Raw genomic sequence first — 14,283 nt, forward strand, 5'->3', positions numbered from 1 at the left:
CGAATTCGCCATGCAACGCAACCGCCGCCTTCTTCTTGCCGCAGCCCTGCCCGCCGCCTTGCTGATGACCGCCTGCGCCAGCGCACCTGCGCCGACAGCCCGACCCGGCGCCATCGACAACAGCGCCCTGCAGCGCAGTGATTTCCGCGCCCACCAGGCCACCTATGGCCTGGTCTACCGCCTGCCGGCCGATGCCACGGCCATCATGGACAGCCAGGTCACGCCCGTGGTGCACGAGCAGTTGCTGCGCCTGAAGCTGGTGGCCGAGGCCAACACCTTCAACCTGCCCCATGTCACCGTGGTGCATATCCACAGCGCCGACCCGTCCACGCCGCGCAAGATGCTGGCGGCCCTGCCGGCGCTGCCGCCCGTGCTGCAGGACGTTCACCTGAAGAATTTCTACACCACCGAGGCCGCCAAGGGGGCCGGCAAGCCCTGGTGGCTGGACCTGGGCATCGTCAAGTCGGGCCCGGCCTACGAGGCCATGATGGACTTCAACACCCGCGCCACCGCCGCCATGGCGCCGCTGCGCGACGGCCCGCTGCCGCGCGTGACAGGACCCGTCTATGCCCGCATGAACGACTCGGCCAAGGCCATGGTGCAAAGCGTGGGTGTCAGCGGCATCAACCAGGTGCAGGCCGGCAAGGAGGTGCGCAGCCACAACCCGCACAACACCCTGGTCTACAGCGAAGCCACCTTCACGCCCGAGATCGAGCGCGCCATGGGCGAGACCGCCGCGCGCCTGAACCGCATCCTGCCCGGCGGCTTCACGACCACGTTCGAGAACCTGTCCATCGTGGAGCTGGGCTTCTCTGGCAACGTCACGCGCGAGATCTACCGCATCAACCTCAAGGACCAGACGGTCCACGACGTCAGCAACGGCCGCAGCGTCCAGCGCTGAGGCAGGCGGGTCCCGGCCCGCTACAGGCGGTGCGTGCGGTCGCCGCGCACAAAGCCCATGGCGTCCCAGGGCTCCACGCCCTTGGCCAGGCCGATGACCTTGAACAGCTCGCCCATCTCGTGCTCCATCATCAGCTTGGTGGCCATGGCGCGCGGGCCCTGGGCCAGTGCGTCGAGCTTGGGGCCCAGGCCGCAGTTGATGAGGAAATGGGCCTGCGAGGTATAGCCCAGCACCTCGAAGCCCGCCTCCTGCGCGGCCACGGCCGTGCCCGTGAAGTTCACATGGGCCGTGATGTCCTTGAGGCCGACATCGGCCAGCGGATCGTCGTCCACCTTGTGCAGCCGGTGGCACACCAGGGTGCCCATGTGGCGCTGCGGGTGGAAATACTCGGATTCGCCAAAGCCGTAGTCGATGAAAAATGCCGCGCCGCGCGCCATGCGCTCGCCCAGCGTGCGAATGAAGGCCTCGCCCTGCGGGTGGATTTCGGTCAGGTAGTCGTGCTCGCCCTCGATGTCCATCGGCGGGCGCAGTGGCGTGGGCCTGTCTTCCCAGCCCAGGCTGCCGTCCGGCTGCAGCACCACGCCGCGCTCATGCCAGACACCTGCCTTGCGCACCAGCAGCTGCACGGGCATGGCATCCAGCACCTCGTTGCCGATGACCACGCCTTCGAGCCTATCGGGCAGGGCATCGGCCCAGTGCACCAGGCTTTCGTACTTCACCAGCCTGAGCTGCTGTCGCGCACGCAGCGTGCCCGACAGGTCGACGATGGTGTAGCGGTCCGGCCGCACGCCCAGGGCCGCCAGCTCGTCCAGCACCTGCAGCGCCAGCGCGCCCGTGCCGGCACCAAACTCCCAGACTTCGCGGGTGTGCGTGCGCTGCAGCGCCTCGGCCACCTGGGCGGCCAGCAACTGGCCGAAGACAGGGGACATCTCGGGCGCGGTCACGAAATCGCTGCCCGACGATGGCATCAGCCCGAACTTGGCGGTGTCATTGGCGTAGTAGCCCAGGCCCGGCTCGTACAGCGCCAGGGCCATGAAACGGTCGAAAGCCAGCCATCCGCCCGAGGACGCAATCTCTTGCGCAATACGGGTTTGCAGGGCGGCCGTTAAAATTGAGGGTTCTGTCGTCACGATCCGTACATTGTCCTCGAATGTCCTCACCTGCCCGAACACGCACAGTTTTGGTGACCGGCGCGGCCCGCCGCCTGGGGCGCGACATCGCGCTCGCGCTTGCCAGCGCCGGTTGGCAGGTGGCCGTGCACTACCGCGATTCCCACGACGAGGCGCTGGAGACGGCCGCCACCTGCGCTGAACTGGCCGGCGACAGCGCCGCCCTGGATGCCGATTTCTTCAACGAGGACTCGGTGCGCTCCCTGGTGCCGCGTGCCGTTGCGCACTTCGGCCACCTGGACGCCGTGGTCAACAACGCCTCCCTGTTCGAGCATGACGACGCCGGCAGCTTCAGCTACGTGGCCCTGGAAGCCCACCTGCGCAGCAACACCGGCGCGCCCATCCTGCTGGCCCAGGCGCTGCATGCCCATATCGAGGACCGCGTGGCGGCCGGCGAGGAGCATGCCAGCGGCGCCGTGATCAACATGCTGGACCAGAAGCTCTGGAACCAGAACCCCGATTTCCTCAGCTACACGCTGTCCAAGGCAGCGCTTGAGGCCGCAGGCACCATGCTGGCGCTGGCCCTGGCGCCGCGCGTGCGCGTGGTCGGCGTGGCCCCGGGCCTGACGCTGACCAGCCACATGCTGAGCCAGGAGCGCTTCGAGGCCCTGCACCGCCTCAGCCCGCTGGGCCGCTCGTCCAGCGCGGCCGACGTGGCCGCCACCGTGTGCTTTGCGCTGGACAACCAGTCCATCACGGGCACCACGCTGCTGGTCGATGGCGGCCAGCACCTGCAGCGCTTCGAGCGCGACTTTTCCATGATGTAGGCGCCTGCCCGCGCCCATCCCCACACTCCACGGCTTTTCCCCATGAACTCCGCCACCGGACAACAGATCCTGACGCTCACGGGTTTGCGTTTCGACGCCAACCTGGGCATCCTCGCCCACGAAAAACAGATGCCCCAGCCCATCCAGGTCGATGCCGAGCTGAGCCTGGGCACGCAGCCGCTGGCTCCGCGCGACGACGACATCCTGCATGTGCTGGACTACCGCAAGGTGCGCCAGATCATCATCGATGAATGCACGGCCGAGCATGTGAACCTGCTGGAGAGCCTGATCGGCAAGCTGGCCCAGCGCCTGATGCAGCTGCCCGGCGTGATGGGCGTGCGCGTGAAGATCGCCAAGCTCGAAATTTTTGACGACTGCGAAGTGGCCATTCGCGTCGAGACAGGACAATGGTGAACCCCATGAACGCAGTGACCGACAATCCCTGGCTGGCCGAAGAAGCCGCCGCCGACGCCCCCGCAGACACCGCAGGCGGCAACCGCATCAAGATCGAGCGCGAGCAGATCAAGCTCGAAAAGCGCCTGTGCCGCGAGGTGGGCCGCGCCATCACCGACTTCAACATGATCGAGGAAGGCGACAAGATCATGGTCTGCATGTCGGGCGGCAAGGACAGCTACACGATGCTGGACGTGCTGCGCAAGCTGCAAAAGCGCGCGCCCGTCAAATTCGAGCTGGTGGCCGTGAACCTCGACCAGAAGCAGCCCGGCTTTCCCGACCATGTGCTGCCCGAGTACTTCAAGAGCATCGGCGTGGACTACCACATCGAAACGCAGGACACCTACAGCGTGGTCAAGCGCGTCGTGCCCGAGGGCAAGACCACCTGCGGCCTGTGCTCGCGCCTGCGCCGCGCCATCCTGTACAAGGTGGCCGACGAGCTGGGCTGCACCAAGGTGGCCCTGGGCCACCACCGCGACGACATCGTGCAGACGCTGATGCTCAACATGTTCTACGGCGGCCGCATGAAGGGCATGCCCCCGAAGCTGGTCTCGGACGACGGCAAGCATGTGGTGATCCGCCCGCTGTGCTACGTGCCCGAGAAGGACACCGTGCGCTGGGCCCAGTACCAGAACTTCCCCATCATCCCCTGCAACCTCTGCGGCAGCCAGGACGGCCTGCAGCGCGTGGCCGTGGGCGAGCTGCTGCGCGAGTGGGACAAGAAATTCCCGGGCCGCGTGGAAAGCATGTTCCGCGCCATGGGCCACATCGTGACCACGCACATGATGGATCCCGAGCTGCACGACTTCAAGAACGCCAAGGCCACCGGCATTGCCGACCCCAACGGCGACATGGCCTTCGACCATGAAGAGATGCCAGTGTCCGCATCGCTGCCCGGTCTGCAGGTGGTACAACTGTCGTCCTGACGGCTGAACCTATAACAATCGCCCCACTCCAACCAAGGCCCGTGCAAACGGGCCTTTTTTCGACCAAGGAGTACACCATGAAGCTGCGCTGCATCCATGTCCTGGCCATCGTGGCCACGGCCTTGCTCACCGGCTGCGCCAGCGTGCGCGAAGTCCAGAGCACCGTCCAGAGCTATTCCACGCTGGGCGCCCTGCCCGCGCCGCCCACCTACCGCCTGGAAGTGCTGCCCTCGCAACGCGAGGCGCAGACGCACTTCGCGGCCATCGAGTCCCAGGCCCAGCAGGCACTGGGCCGCGTGGGCCTGCAGCGCGACGACTCCCGGGCCAGCCTGATCGTGCAGATCGGCGCCGACGCACGCTATGCGCGCGACTACGCCGCCTGGCCCTACTACGACCGCTGGGGCGGCCCGCGCTGGGGTTGGGGCGTGGGCTACGGGCGCGGCTGGGGCATGGGCTTTGGCGGCAGCTTCATGTTCGACGGCCCGCCTCTGGAGTACTACCGCGCCGTCAGCATCGTGATGCGCAACGCCACCACGCAGCAGATCGTCTACGAGACCTCGGCCCAGCGCCAGGATGTGTGGACCGACGACCCGGCCATCTTCGGCATCCTGTTCGACGCCGCGCTCACCGGCTTCCCCAACCCGCCCAAGGGCTCGCGCGTGGTGCGCACCACCATCGGTCCGGTGCAGCAGGGTGGCGCGCCAGCGCAGCAGCCGGCCCAGGGGGCACCTGCGGCGCAGGCAGCACCGGCCACGCCACCAGCACCCGCCCGGTAAGCCATCGTGTCCTCAGAAGCAAAGGCCTGCATCCGCAGGCCTTTTTTGGGTCCATCGCTGTCATTCGTTCCTGGGAACATGAGAACGCTGTAGGTCATGTGGACAGCGCCTTGCAGCGTTGGTAACTCATAAGTTACCATCCAATCCATGCGAATCCAGCTCCAGGAGTACGTCCGCGAAGACGGCAGCAGCGCGTACCAGACATGGTTCAACGGGCTGGATGGCCAGGCGGCTGCCAAGGTGGCCGTCGCCATGGCCCGCATGGAGTTGGGCAACACCTCCAATATCGAATGGTTCCGGGGTATTGGCGAATACAAGATCGACTGGGGCCCGGGCTACCGCATCTATCTCGCCAAGGACGGGGAAAGATTGATCATCCTGTTCGGGGGCAGCACGAAAAAGGGCCAGCAGAAGGCCATCGACGAAGCCGTGGCCCTGCACAGCGAATACAAGGCTCGCAAGAGGCAACGCCCCTCGGACAATGCCAAAAAAGGAACGAAGGCATGACGCTCACCCGCGATTTCAAACAAACGGTCATTCAGCGCATTGAGCGCGACCCTGCTTTCGCACAGGCGCTGCTTGATGAGGCGGCCACTCTTTTTCTGAGCGGTGAGCCAGAAACGGCACGCCTCGTCCTGCGCGATCTCGTCAACGCAACGGTGGGATTCGAGACGCTGGCCGACCTCACGCACAAGCCGAGCAAGAGCCTGCACCGCATGCTCTCGCCGAAAGGCAACCCCAGCATGGACAATCTTGCCGCCATCTTTGCCGCCATCAAGAACTGGCTTCAGGTCCGGTTCGACGTGCGGGTCGTTGCCGCGACCTGAACGCCAAGCCATGGCAGTGCACTTGCCTCAGTGCACATGCTCCATATCAGGCACGGCAGCCATCAGCGCGCGCGTGTATGCATGCTGCGGCGCATCGAGCACGGCGCCGGCCTCGCCGGTCTCGACCAGGCGGCCGCGCTGCATGACGCCGATGTCGTCGCACATGTGGCGGATCACGGCCAGGTTGTGGCTGATCAGCAGATAGGTCAGGCCGAACTCCTCCTGCAGGTCGCGCATGAGGTTGAGCACCTGGGCCTGGACCGAGACGTCCAGCGCCGAGGTGGGTTCGTCGCAGATGATGAACTCGGGCCGGCTGGCCAGGGCGCGCGCGATGGCGATGCGCTGGCGCTGCCCGCCCGAGAACTGGTGCGGATACTTGCGCGCATCGTCGGGCTTCATGCGCACGCGGCGCAGCGCCTCCTGCACGCGCTCGGCCGTCTCGTCCTTGCCGGCCGTGAGGGCCAGCACCTGCAGGGGCTCGGCAATCAGTTCCTGCACGGTCCAGCGCGGGTTCAGGCTGGCATACGGGTCCTGGAAGATCATCTGGAAGCGCCGGCGCATGGCCACGGTCTGGGCGGCCGGGCTCCACTTGTCCACGCCGTCGAACAGTACGGTGCCGCTGGTGGGCGGCGTCAGCCCGGCCACCATGCGCGCCACCGTGGATTTGCCCGAACCGGACTCGCCGACCAGGCCGAAGGTGGAGCCCCTGCGGATCGAAAAGCCGACGCCGTCCACGGCCTTGAGGATCTTTTTGTCCTCGCGCGCCAGCAGCCGGGCCAGCCAGCCGCTGGACAGGTCGAACTCCTTGCACAGATCCCTGACCTCCAGCAGGGCAGCCGCGGGCTCCTGCGCACCGGCCCCGGGCTGCCAGGGCACGGCGGGCGCGGCCGGGCCGCCGCCCACCTCGGGCACGGGCAGGCGCTGCACGCGGTGGTGCACGCTGGGAATGGCGCCCATCAGCACCTGGGTGTAGGGCTGCTGCGGCGCGTCCAGCACCTGGCGCACGGGGCCGGTTTCCAGCACGCGGCCCTGGTACATGACCATGACGCGGTCGGCCGTCTCGGCGATGACGCCCATGTCGTGCGTGATCAGCATGGCGGCCGCGCCGCGCTCCTTGCACACGCGGCGCAGCAGGGCAATGATCTGCGCCTGCACGGACACGTCCAGCGCCGTGGTGGGCTCGTCGGCAATGATGAGTTCGGGCTCGGCGCACAGCGCCAGGGCGATGGCCACGCGCTGGCGCATGCCGCCCGAGAACTGGTGCGGATACTGGGCCATGCGCTCGCGCGCCTGCGGGATCTCCACCTCTTCGAGCAGGGCCAGCGCGCGTGCCTCGGCTTCCTTCTCGGAGACGGGCAGGTGCGTGCGGATGGTCTCCACCAGGTGCCGGCCCACGGTATAGACCGGGTTCAGGCTGGTCAGCGGGTCCTGGAAGATGGAGCCTATGCGCCGGCCGCGTATGCGCCGCAGGTCCTCGCCGCGCAGCGTGTCGATGCGCTCGCCGCGCAACTGCACCGTGCCGGCCGAGATGCGGCCCGGCGGCTCGATCAGGCCGATCACGGCGGCGCCCGTCATGGACTTGCCCGCGCCAGACTCGCCGACCACGCCCAGGATCTCGCCGGGCGCGATGTCGAAGGACACATCGTCCAGCACCTGCACGGGGCCCTTGTAGGTGTCGAAGGTGACGGACAGGCCGCGAACGCTCAGCACCGGAGGCTGTGCAGGGGGCTGCCCGGATTCTTGTATCGTGCTCATTGCAGCTTGGGGTTCAGTGCGTCGCGCAGCCAGTCGCCGACGAGGTTGACGGACAGCGCCAGCGCCAGCAGCACCAGCGAGGGGAACAGCAATATCCACCACTCGCCCGAGAACAGGAAGCCCTGGCCGATGCGGATCAGCGTGCCCAGCGAAGGCTGGGTGGGCGGCAGGCCCACGCCCAGGTAGGACAGCGTGGACTCGGCCACGATGGCATGCGCGAAGCTGATGGTGGCGATCACCAGAATGGGCGCCAGCAGGTTGGGCAGGATGTGGCGCACAAGGATGGCCACGCGGCTGCGGCCTATGAGCTGGGCCGCCAGCACGTAGTCCTTGTGCTTTTCCACCATCACCGCGCCGCGCACGGTGCGCGCGTACTGCACCCAGTCGGACAGGCCGATGGCCACGATGATCACGAAGACCGCCATGTCGTCGCGGTAGCCCTCGGGCAGCAGGCCGCGTGCGATGCCGAAGACCAGCAGCGCCACCAGGATCACGGGAAAGGTCAGCTGCACATCGGCGATGCGCATCATCAGCGTGTCGAACCAGCCGCCCGCATAGCCGCAGACCAGGCCCAGCGGCACGCCGATCAGCAGGGACAGCCCCACGGCCGACACGCCCACCAGCACCGACATGCGCAGCCCGTAGAGGATGGCGCTCCAGACATCGCGGCCCTGGTCGTCCGAGCCCAGCGCGTACAGCGTGCCGCTGGTGCCCGCCTGGCCCGGCGGCGTGAAGGCATCCATCAGGTCCAGATTGGCCGGATCGAAGGGGTTCTGCCAGGCCAGCCAGGGCGACAGCAGCGTGGCCGCCACGATCAGCGCCAGCACCAGCGCCGCCGCCTGCACCAGGCGCGAGCGTGCAAACGCGCGCTTGACCGGCGAGTCGCTGGCGCGCCAGCCCGTGGGAGGGATTGCTTGTTTGGCGGAATCGGTCATCGGTTTCTCAAGCGGGGGTCCACAATCACGTACAGGAAATCGACGAGCAGGTTGATGCCCACGTACAGCAGCGCGATGAACATCAGGTAGGCGGCGATCAGCGGCACGTCCACACCCTGGATGGAGGAGATGAACAGCAGGCCCACGCCGGGCCACTGGAACACGGTCTCGGTGACGATGGCAAAGGCGATCAGCGAGCCGATCTGCAGGCCCGCAATGGTGATCACGGGAATCAGGGTATTGCGCAGCGCATGGCCGAAGTACAGATCGCGCTCACGCAGCCCGCGCGCACGGCCGAAGCGCATGTAGTCGGCGCGCAGCACCTCCAGCATCTCGGCGCGCACCAGGCGCATGATCAGGGTCATGTTGTAGAAGCCCAGCGTGATGGCCGGCAGGATCAGCGCCGACCAGCCCGAAGCCGTCAGCAGCCCGGTCTCCCAGCCGCCCAGCTTCACCGTCTCGCCGCGCCCGAAGGACGGCAGCCAGCGCAGCTCCACGGCAAACAGGTAGATCAGGGCGATGCCGATCAGGAAGGTGGGCAGGGACACGCCCACCAGCGACACCGTCATGATCGAGCGGCTCAGCCATCCCTCGCGCCGTATGGCCGTGTACACGCCCAGCGCCACGCCGATGACCAGGGCGAACAGCGCCGCCGTCATCGCCAGCTCCAGCGTGGCGGGCAGGCGCTCGGCAATGATCTCGGTCACGGGGCGCTTGAGCCGGTAGGAGATGCCCAGGTCGCCCTGCAGCACCTTGCCCACGTAAGCCAGGTACTGCAGCGGCACGGGCTTGTTGAAGCCCAGGCTTTCCGTCAGCGCCTCGCGCTCGGCAACCGTCGCGTCCTCGCCCAGCAGGCTGATCGTGGGATCGCCGATATGGCGGAACACCATGAACGAGACAAAGGAGACGGCCAGCAGGACCAGGGCGGACTGGCCCAGCCGGCGCAGCAGATGGACCAGCATCGGCGCTTACTTCTTCTCGAACTTGACGAACTTGAAGTGCAGCGCGTTGTCCGGGTGCACGGGCACATTGAGCCGGGGCACGGACGCGAAGTGGATCACCTGGTCATGCAGCGCAATGTAGAAGCGCTCCTTTTGCACGGTCTCCCAGATGCTCTTGATGGTGGCATCGCGCTTTGCCTTGTCGCTCTCCGAGGACAGGGACAGGATCTTGGCATCCACATCGGCATTGCTGTAGTGCGTCGCGTTCTGCGCGCCACGGCTGTCCTTGCCGCGCGTATGCACCAGGAAGTCGAAGATGTAGGCCGAGTCGTAGGTGGGCACGCCCCAGCCGTACAGGTAGAAGTCGCTGTCCGCCTTGGTCAGCGACACGCTGTGCATGGCGATCGGCCGGGCCGAGACTTCGGTCTTGATGCCGATGCGGCCCAGGAAACCGGCCACCGCCGTGGCGATGGCCTCGTCGTTCACATAGCGGTCGTTGGGCGTGTTCAGCGTGATGGTGAAGCCGTTGGGGTAGCCCGCCTCGGCCAGCAGTTGCTTGGCCTTGGCGGCATCCGCCTTGGGATAGGCCGCAAAGGCCTTGTCGTACCCGTTGACGAACGACGGCGCGATCACCCCCGTGGGAATCGACAGGCCGCGCATCACCGAGCGCTTGATCGCATCGCGGTCGATGGCCAGCTCGATGGCCTGGCGCACCTTGGGATCGGCCAGCGGATTCTTGCCCTTGACGTTGCTGCTCTTGAGCTCGGCCGCACCCACGTTCAGGCCCAGGAAGATGGAGCGGTTCTCGGGGCCTTCATTGATGCGCAGGCGCTTGTCCTGCTTCAGGCGCGCCACGTCCTGCGCGGGAATGTCCTGGGCGAAATCCACCTCGCCCGACAGCAGGGCCGCCACGCGCGTGGCCGGGGACTTGATGGGCAGGTAGATCAGCTCGGTCACCTGCAGCGGGAACTGGCCCTTGCCCCAGTAGTCGGGGTTGAGCTTCATCACCGTCCGGGAATCGACCTCGCGGCTGGCCAGCACATAGGCGCCCGTGCCGTTGGCCGCGCGCGTGGCGCCGTTCTCGGTCTTGCTGGCCGTGTCCTGCGTAGTCTCGGCGCCGTTGGCCTTGGACCACTTCTCGCTCATGATGAAGAGATTGGTCAGGTTGTCGGGGAAGATCAGGTTCGGGCCCTTGGTCTTCACCTGCACCGTGAGATCGTCCACGGCCTTGGCCTCCTCCATCGAGGACAGCAGGGACTTGACCTGGGCGTTCTCGCCCTTGGCGCGGTTCAGCGAGAAGACCACGTCGCGCGCCGTGAACGGCGTGCCGTCATGGAACTTGACGTTGGGGCGCAGCTTGAACTCCCAGACCGACGGGTCGGAGGTCATCTTCCACGAGGTCGCCAGCGTGGGCACCAGCTTGCCGTCGGCCGAGCGGATGACCAGGGTTTCGTAGATCTGGTGCAGCAGCACGAAATTGGTGCCCACGTTGAAGGCATGCGGGTCCAGCGAAGTCGGATCGGAGCCGCGCGCCCAGCGCACGGTCTCGGCCTGGGCCAGCGCGGCCGAGGTCAACAGGCCTGCGGCCAGCAAAGAACTGCCCAGAATCTTCATGATCATTTGTCTGCTCCCCTGTGGATTGATTGGAAGGGCGGCGGCCATGCGACGCAGCAGCCCGGGCGCCGCAAGAAGCGGGCCATATAGGTGCGCCCCACTTTAAATAACTTTTTCAGCTTGTTGAATTGATTTTTATACTTAAAAGCCATTTCCAAATAACAAGACTGCCGCCGCGGCCCGCCAATGGTGTGCGGCCATCATGGACAGGCCAACGGCTTTGACAGCTAGTGAAAACGCGAAAGACCAAAACGGCCCGCTCTGGCAAAGGTTTGCAATCGGGCACAGGTCTGCGCCGCACGGCGTGCTAATTTCAGGCCCTGTATCGAGCCTGCGGGTTGCCGCGGAAAGGAAGCATCCATGAAGACATCCATTGCCAGCGCACTGCTGTGCGCCATGCTGGGCCTGGGCGCCCTGCCTGCCCAGGCGTCGGGCCTGGGCGACTCGCTTCGCCAGGCCTCGGGCCTTGGCGGTGACAAGGCCGCCGCCAGCAGCGAAGGCGCCGGCTCCGGCCTTGGCGGCATGCTGGGTGCGGGGGCAGGCGGTGCGGGCGCGCTGTCCGCCCTGGGCCTGAGCCCCTCGGCCACGGCCGGCAATGCGGCAGGCGTCATCTCCTACTGCATGAAGAACAACTACCTCAATGCCGACAAGGCGGCCCAGGTCAAGGACCAGTTGCTGGGCAAGCTGGGCATGCAAAAGCAGGAAGAGCCCAAGGACACGGGATTCCAGAACGGCCTGGGCGGCCTGGTCACCGGCTCCAACGGCAAGAGCTTCAGCATCGACAAGCTCAAGGGCGACCTCAAGGAAAAGGCCTGCGACTTCGTGCTGGACAACGCTAAATCGCTGATCTGACCCCCTGAGCGGCTGCGCCGCTTCCCCCTTCTCGCTTCGCGGAGGGGGACGACGCCTTCGGCTGGGCGCCCCCGCCGCGAGGCGGCTCTTGCTCGGCGTCCCTGAGTTGGGCCGCGCCAGTTTCAACGGCGGCGCGCGTAGCAGGCTTGCCTGGCTTGCGGGACAATGCCTGCTCTTTTTGCAGCACCCCACGCCAGCCCCTCATGCAAGCCACGCGCATCATTGCCATCCGCCACGGAGAAACCGCCTGGAATGTGGACGCCCGCATCCAGGGCCATCTGGACATTCCTCTGAACGACATGGGACTTTGGCAGGCCGCCCAGGCCGGCAAGGCCCTGGCGGGTGAGCCGGTGGCCGCCATCTACAGCAGCGACCTTCTGCGTGCCTATGCCACGGCCGAGGCCGTGGCCGCAAGCACGGGGGCGACGCTGACGGCCGACAAGGGCCTGCGCGAACGCTGCTTCGGCAGCTTCGAGGGCCAGACCTTCAACGATATCGAGGCGTCCCACCCGGAGGACGCGCTGCGCTGGCGCAAGCGCGATCCCGAGTTCGTGCCCGCTGGCGGCGGCGAGTCGCTGCTGATGCTGCGCGACCGCATCTCGGCCACGGTGGACCGCCTGGCCGGCCGCCACGCAGGCGAGCAGATCGTGATCGTGGCGCATGGCGGCGTGATGGATGTGCTCTACCGCCTGGCCACGCACCAGGAAGTGCAGGCACCACGCACCTGGGCGCTGGGCAACGCGGCCATCAACCGCCTGCTGTGGACGCCCCAGGGCCTGGGCCTGGTCGGCTGGGGCGATGTGCAGCACCTGGAAGGCGGTGCGCGCGACGAGGTTTTCAGCTAAGCACCCGCACGGGGAAGGGCGCCGCAGCGCACCTCCCCGCCGCTTGTCGCTTACCAGTTGTCGTCGTCCTTCTTGCCGACCGGGGCATCGGCCTCCTTGGCGGGCGATGCCGCGCGGCGTGCTGCGGACGGTTGTGCAGCACGTGCCGGTGCGGCCTGGGGCTCAGCGTCCGCGGCCGCATCACCTGCTGCAGCCTGTGCGGCCAGAACCGGTGCAGCGGATGCCTTCAGTACTTCACGCACCTGCAGCCCGCCCGGTGGCAGGTCTTCCATGCCGCCGCGCATGTTCTCCAGGTGGCCGTAGGAGAGGTTGGGGGTCACGCGATCGACCACCAGTTCGCAGCACGGTGACTCCAGGCGCCCCAGGCTTTGCCCGGTCTGCGGGTCCTTCATCTCCTTGCCCATGGCCACCACCTGGTAGCGCGCGCCCTCCTTCACGGCCTGGCCGCCCTGGCTCAGCACCACGCTTTCGCCATCGCGGGCGACCACGGTCAGCGGAAAGGTGCGCTGCAGGATGGAGCTGACCACGCCGGCGACCAGCGCATCGCTCATGTCGGTCATGACCTTGTCGCCATCCACGCCCGCGCCCAGCGTGGTCGGTGCCGTGGAAGGGACGGAGCCGCGCAGCGAATCCGAGGCCGTGACCTGGCGCGTGGCCACGTTCACCAGCTTCTGCGACAGGGCCCAGCCGCCCGAGTAGCTCACCAGCTGGCGGTCGCTGGTCTTGAGCTGGCGGGCATGGCGGTTGTAGGCAAAGCTGCTGACACGGGCGCTCCACACCAGATCGGCGCTGGCAGCCTGGGACAGCTTGGCCAGCTCGGCACTGGGCGCCTGGCCCGTGGCGATGATGGCCAGTTCCTGCTCGATCTCGGGGCTGAATTCGCGGTCCAGCACGGCAAAGCGGCCTGTCTGCACCAGGGCGTCGCTGATGCGTTGCCTCAGCGTTGCACCCACCTCGGCGGCGGAGACGCTGCGGTCGCCCATGGGCAGCGAGGCCTGCTCGAAGCGCACCGGCCCCACAACGACCTTGATCTTCTGCATCTCGGCCGAAGGCTTGAACTTGGAAATGTTGGCCTTGATGGTGTACTTGTAGCGCTTGGCCCAGGGCTTGGGTTCCTCCAGATCCACCACCTGGACCGACTGGATGACGCCACCGGACTTTTGCTTGACCACCTCGGCGAAGGCGCTGGCGCGCAGCGAGGCGGCGTCCTGCCCCAGCGCCACGTCGAGGCCGTACTTGGCCGTGACCGAGGCGGACTGGATCACGGCGCCATTGACCTGCAGCAGCGCCATCTGCAGCGCCTGCGCCATGGCTTCGCCAGGGGACTGGCCCAGGCCGATGACCTGGACCTCGACGGTCTCCAGCCTGCCCACGTCGGGCACGGGCGGGGCGACGCTTTGGGGTTGTTCAGGCGCGTCGGTCCTGGGCTGCTCGGACGGCTTGTCGCCACAGCCGGACATGGCGGCGCAGGCAGCCACGACGGCCGCAATGATGCGGATACGCATAGAAAGTGCTCCTTGCC

Annotated in this window: 15 protein-coding genes; 9 read left to right on the forward strand and 6 right to left on the reverse strand. The window is 66.9% G+C overall.

Annotation, left to right across the window (positions count from 1 at the left end; all coding sequences use genetic code 11):
• The first annotated feature begins 10 nt into the window (after positions 1-10).
• Complete coding sequence (locus AC5I49_RS18725) at positions 11-901, forward strand: hypothetical protein (RefSeq protein WP_016446513.1); 891 nt, start codon at positions 11-13, stop codon at positions 899-901.
• Positions 902-921: 20 nt separating this feature from the next.
• On the opposite strand, the gene AC5I49_RS18730 is transcribed toward AC5I49_RS18725, so the two are convergent.
• Positions 922-1,935, reverse strand: a complete 1,014-nt coding sequence (locus AC5I49_RS18730) for a class I SAM-dependent methyltransferase (RefSeq protein WP_016446514.1) — start codon at positions 1,933-1,935, stop codon at positions 922-924.
• 116 nt (positions 1,936-2,051) lie between these two features.
• Here AC5I49_RS18730 and AC5I49_RS18735 point away from each other — a divergent pair, with 116 nt between their 5' ends.
• The 6 genes from AC5I49_RS18735 (at position 2,052) to AC5I49_RS18760 (ending at position 5,819) form a co-directional block, all read left to right on the forward strand.
• A complete protein-coding gene (locus AC5I49_RS18735; RefSeq protein WP_016446515.1) occupies positions 2,052-2,837 on the forward strand; it encodes an SDR family oxidoreductase in 786 nt (261 codons plus the stop codon).
• A gap of 42 nt (positions 2,838-2,879) precedes the next feature.
• Entirely contained in the window at positions 2,880-3,251 is a 372-nt protein-coding gene (locus AC5I49_RS18740) for a dihydroneopterin aldolase (RefSeq protein WP_016446516.1), read from the forward strand.
• The gene (ttcA, locus tag AC5I49_RS18745) at positions 3,245-4,216 is read left to right on the forward strand and encodes a tRNA 2-thiocytidine(32) synthetase TtcA (RefSeq protein WP_016446517.1); all 972 of its coding nucleotides are present in this window, start codon (positions 3,245-3,247) and stop codon (positions 4,214-4,216) included. Before AC5I49_RS18740 ends, ttcA begins: the two co-directional genes overlap by 7 nt.
• Positions 4,217-4,293: 77 nt before the next feature.
• Positions 4,294-4,992, forward strand: coding sequence for a DUF4136 domain-containing protein (locus tag AC5I49_RS18750; protein WP_043789896.1), 699 nt, complete (start codon positions 4,294-4,296; stop codon positions 4,990-4,992).
• Positions 4,993-5,139: 147 nt separating this feature from the next.
• Positions 5,140-5,499 (forward strand): type II toxin-antitoxin system RelE/ParE family toxin, encoded by a 360-nt coding sequence (locus AC5I49_RS18755; RefSeq protein ID WP_126311291.1) that lies wholly within the window; start codon positions 5,140-5,142, stop codon positions 5,497-5,499.
• On the forward strand, positions 5,496-5,819 hold the full coding sequence (locus tag AC5I49_RS18760; protein WP_012203174.1) for a helix-turn-helix domain-containing transcriptional regulator: 324 nt from the start codon (positions 5,496-5,498) through the stop codon (positions 5,817-5,819). The genes AC5I49_RS18755 and AC5I49_RS18760 overlap by 4 nt, the downstream gene beginning before the upstream one ends.
• Positions 5,820-5,846: 27 nt before the next feature.
• On the opposite strand, the gene AC5I49_RS18765 is transcribed toward AC5I49_RS18760, so the two are convergent.
• Genes AC5I49_RS18765 through AC5I49_RS18780 form a run of 4 tightly spaced genes read right to left on the reverse strand, consistent with a single transcriptional unit; the run spans position 5,847 to position 11,070 of the window.
• Positions 5,847-7,574 carry a dipeptide ABC transporter ATP-binding protein gene (locus AC5I49_RS18765; RefSeq protein ID WP_495789716.1) on the reverse strand — a complete coding sequence of 576 codons (1,728 nt, stop codon included), beginning with the start codon at positions 7,572-7,574 and terminating at the stop codon, positions 5,847-5,849.
• Positions 7,571-8,509, reverse strand: coding sequence for an ABC transporter permease (locus tag AC5I49_RS18770; RefSeq protein WP_012203172.1), 939 nt, complete (start codon positions 8,507-8,509; stop codon positions 7,571-7,573). The genes AC5I49_RS18765 and AC5I49_RS18770 overlap by 4 nt, the downstream gene beginning before the upstream one ends.
• Entirely contained in the window at positions 8,506-9,471 is a 966-nt protein-coding gene (locus AC5I49_RS18775; protein ID WP_016446522.1) for an ABC transporter permease, read from the reverse strand. The genes AC5I49_RS18770 and AC5I49_RS18775 overlap by 4 nt, the downstream gene beginning before the upstream one ends.
• A 6-nt stretch (positions 9,472-9,477) precedes the next feature.
• Entirely contained in the window at positions 9,478-11,070 is a 1,593-nt protein-coding gene (locus AC5I49_RS18780; RefSeq protein WP_046238591.1) for an ABC transporter substrate-binding protein, read from the reverse strand.
• Between the two features lie 354 nt (positions 11,071-11,424).
• On the opposite strand from AC5I49_RS18780, the gene AC5I49_RS18785 reads away from it, so the two are divergent.
• Positions 11,425-11,916, forward strand: a complete 492-nt coding sequence (locus AC5I49_RS18785; protein ID WP_016446524.1) for a YjjA family protein — start codon at positions 11,425-11,427, stop codon at positions 11,914-11,916.
• Positions 11,917-12,119: 203 nt separating this feature from the next.
• The gene (locus tag AC5I49_RS18790; protein WP_133072442.1) at positions 12,120-12,761 is read left to right on the forward strand and encodes a histidine phosphatase family protein; all 642 of its coding nucleotides are present in this window, start codon (positions 12,120-12,122) and stop codon (positions 12,759-12,761) included.
• A gap of 50 nt (positions 12,762-12,811) precedes the next feature.
• Here the strand turns inward: AC5I49_RS18790 and AC5I49_RS18795 are convergent, their stop codons facing one another.
• Positions 12,812-14,266 (reverse strand): CsgG/HfaB family protein, encoded by a 1,455-nt coding sequence (locus AC5I49_RS18795; protein WP_495789717.1) that lies wholly within the window; start codon positions 14,264-14,266, stop codon positions 12,812-12,814.
• Positions 14,267-14,283 lie beyond the last annotated feature (17 nt).

It is taken from the genome of Delftia sp. (genome assembly GCF_059499305.1).

Bases quoted from the DNA above. Each gene is read 5' to 3' on its own strand.
- AC5I49_RS18725 (WP_016446513.1), top strand. From the start codon at position 11: ATGCAACGCAACCGCCGCCTTCTTCTTGCCGCAGCCCTGCCCGCCGCC.
- AC5I49_RS18730 (WP_016446514.1), bottom strand. From the start codon at position 1,935: ATGGCCCTGGCGCTGTACGAGCCGGGCCTGGGCTACTACGCCAATGAC.
- AC5I49_RS18735 (WP_016446515.1), top strand. From the start codon at position 2,052: ATGTCCTCACCTGCCCGAACACGCACAGTTTTGGTGACCGGCGCGGCC.
- AC5I49_RS18740 (WP_016446516.1), top strand. From the start codon at position 2,880: ATGAACTCCGCCACCGGACAACAGATCCTGACGCTCACGGGTTTGCGT.
- ttcA (WP_016446517.1), top strand. From the start codon at position 3,245: ATGGTGAACCCCATGAACGCAGTGACCGACAATCCCTGGCTGGCCGAA.
- AC5I49_RS18750 (WP_043789896.1), top strand. From the start codon at position 4,294: ATGAAGCTGCGCTGCATCCATGTCCTGGCCATCGTGGCCACGGCCTTG.
- AC5I49_RS18755 (WP_126311291.1), top strand. From the start codon at position 5,140: ATGCGAATCCAGCTCCAGGAGTACGTCCGCGAAGACGGCAGCAGCGCG.
- AC5I49_RS18760 (WP_012203174.1), top strand. From the start codon at position 5,496: ATGACGCTCACCCGCGATTTCAAACAAACGGTCATTCAGCGCATTGAG.
- AC5I49_RS18765 (WP_495789716.1), bottom strand. From the start codon at position 7,574: ATGAGCACGATACAAGAATCCGGGCAGCCCCCTGCACAGCCTCCGGTG.
- AC5I49_RS18770 (WP_012203172.1), bottom strand. From the start codon at position 8,509: ATGACCGATTCCGCCAAACAAGCAATCCCTCCCACGGGCTGGCGCGCC.
- AC5I49_RS18775 (WP_016446522.1), bottom strand. From the start codon at position 9,471: ATGCTGGTCCATCTGCTGCGCCGGCTGGGCCAGTCCGCCCTGGTCCTG.
- AC5I49_RS18780 (WP_046238591.1), bottom strand. From the start codon at position 11,070: ATGATCATGAAGATTCTGGGCAGTTCTTTGCTGGCCGCAGGCCTGTTG.
- AC5I49_RS18785 (WP_016446524.1), top strand. From the start codon at position 11,425: ATGAAGACATCCATTGCCAGCGCACTGCTGTGCGCCATGCTGGGCCTG.
- AC5I49_RS18790 (WP_133072442.1), top strand. From the start codon at position 12,120: ATGCAAGCCACGCGCATCATTGCCATCCGCCACGGAGAAACCGCCTGG.
- AC5I49_RS18795 (WP_495789717.1), bottom strand. From the start codon at position 14,266: ATGCGTATCCGCATCATTGCGGCCGTCGTGGCTGCCTGCGCCGCCATG.